Consider the following 684-nt stretch of genomic DNA (forward strand, 5'->3'; position numbering starts at 1 on the left):
CTCGTTCATTATGACTAACTGGGAACGTTAGTTCAGGAACAAATAAGTGAGGCTGCCGCGAAATTGGTCGGGCAGCCTCATTAAGCTATGCTGCAAGGCCAGTAACTGGTTCAATAGTAAGTATTATTGATACAACGTAAAGGATAACAATAAATAGTGTTTTGATATTCATATACTGTTTCCACCTCAATTACCTAAAATTTGGACGAGATTGGAAAGGCGTTGAGAAAGACAGTTGCAAACCTTGAAATAGAAGGTCAAAGACTTGCCAGAAGGTGGCGAAGAATTAAGTAAACAGTGCCTACGGAAAGAAATTACTCATGATGAATTCATGCGCCGCGCTAAGCTGCTAGCCAACGCAAAGGAAGCCGTTTTCCCAATAAGGGGTAACGGCTTATTTGCGTCATTTCCGTGCGATCATCGCAGGTAAGCTATTTCTTATCACATACGACGTTCCCGGGTAACCCTACCCGACCTCACATCGGAGTTTTATCCCTACCCGGCGGAGTGCCTAATAAAGTTAATTTTATTATATCCATGATGATGCCCCAGGAGCAAGAACGAAAAGGCTCTAGAGATATTTCCCTAGCCTTTTTTAATTGGTGCTTCCGGATTTCAACCAAGTACACTACACATTCAAAAGCCATGACTAGCGTTTTACTTCCAAACTTAAACATTAGTTCC

The 684-nt window shown here is 42.1% G+C and carries 1 protein-coding gene; it reads right to left on the reverse strand.

The window, feature by feature from the left end:
* Window positions 1–476: 476 nt before the first annotated feature.
* Window positions 477–684: hypothetical protein (locus tag EJQ19_RS32260; RefSeq protein ID WP_206438496.1), on the reverse strand; the 208-nt coding region annotated here is incomplete at its 5' end.

Origin of the sequence: Paenibacillus whitsoniae (genome assembly GCF_003955665.1) — a bacterium.
Lineage (GTDB): Bacteria > Bacillota > Bacilli > Paenibacillales > NBRC-103111 > Paenibacillus_E > Paenibacillus_E whitsoniae.